Genomic DNA, 1355 nt, shown 5'->3' on the forward strand with positions numbered 1-1355 from the left:
CTCGCTTCCCTGGTCCGCGTCCCGCCGCCGTCACGGCGTCACGGCGTCACCGTCGTCACGGCGGCACCGTCGTCACCAGGCTTCCGGCTGACGGGCCGCCAGGCGAGCCGGTGTCGGCCAAGCGGGTGCTGGGCGGGTGGGGATGCGTGCTGAGCGCCGTACGGGAGCGTCTCGCCGACCCCACGCATGCGGAGGTGTGGGTGCGTCAGGACCCCGACCGGCGAGCTACGGACGGGCTACGGAAGCGTCAGATGCCGCGTACGTCAGCGGTCCCGCGTACGTCAGCGGTCCCCCATACGTCAGCGGTCCCCCATACGTCAGAGGTCGACGCCCAGTGCACGGGCGTGGCGGTCCGCCGCCAGCTCCGCCGAGACCTCGTCGAGGTACACCTCGCACACCAGCCGGCCGTCCCGGGTCAGATTGTGCTCCAGCTCCCACAGCACGACCTCGTCCCCTCCTACGAGCAGGAAGGCGTGCTCATAGAAGCGGCACCAGGTCGCGTCGGGACCGCCGGAGCGGCGCCGGGGCTTGGGCGCGAGGGCGATGTCATGGGCGAACGCGGTGGCCAGCAGCCGCTCGGTCTTCTCGCCCGGGCGGTCGGGGTTCTCCGCGCGGCGCAGGACGCGACGGGCGTGGTCGGCCGAATTGTCGGCCACATACGCACGGGAGCTCTCCACCGGCTCGGCCGTGTGCAGCAGCTGGTCCGGGAGCCACAGCGGTAACCCGTCGAGCTCCTCCCAGCGGGCGCCGCCGAGCCGCTCATGGACGCGGCGCTCGGCCAGCGTCAGGGCGTCCTCGTCCGCGTAGAGCTCGTACAGCGGGCGGCCGCCCTCGCCCGTGTTGTGCTCCAGTTCCCACAGCAGCAGGCTGCTGCCGTCGGGGAGCAGGAAGACATGCCGGTAGGTGCTGTACCCGAGCTGGCCGCACCGCTCATTGCACTGTCGGCAGGACCGCAGCTCGGACTGGTGCATCAGGGCGCTCCGCGCCTGGGCCAGCACCGCCTCGCCGATCTCGAAGCCGTTCTGCGCACGGGCGAGCAGCCCGTCCATCAGCTCAGCCGGGGTCCCTTCCCCTCGTGAGTGCCCCATGTCTCTCCTCCCGCCTCCCGGCGTTGATTCGCCGCGCCCCCCGGGCGACCTCTTCGCGCACTTAGCGTAGCGGCGTGAACACGCGCCGCGCTGCGGTTCGGCGAAGCTGTCGGTGTGACTGTGCCTCACTCACTCCTGCGTCGTAGAGCCTGGATGTATCACTCGTCCGACCGGTCGAACAAGTCCGGGGGCCGGGGGCAGGCCGACCCGGCCGGTCGCCACGTGGCCATCGGCGCTCCACTGCCCCGTCACCACACCGCCATCGTC

Annotated in this window: 1 protein-coding gene; it reads right to left on the reverse strand. The window is 71.7% G+C overall.

The window, feature by feature from the left end; all coding sequences use genetic code 11:
• Positions 1–317 precede the first annotated feature (317 nt).
• Positions 318–1088 carry a DUF6227 family protein gene (locus GWI24_RS44450; RefSeq protein WP_210951675.1) on the reverse strand — a complete coding sequence of 257 codons (771 nt, stop codon included), beginning with the start codon at positions 1086–1088 and terminating at the stop codon, positions 318–320.
• Between the last annotated feature and the right edge of the window lie 267 nt (positions 1089–1355).

Origin of the sequence: Streptomyces sp. MK37H, from assembly GCF_018035285.1 — a bacterium.
Classification (GTDB): Bacteria; Actinomycetota; Actinomycetes; order Streptomycetales; family Streptomycetaceae; genus Streptomyces; species Streptomyces endocoffeicus.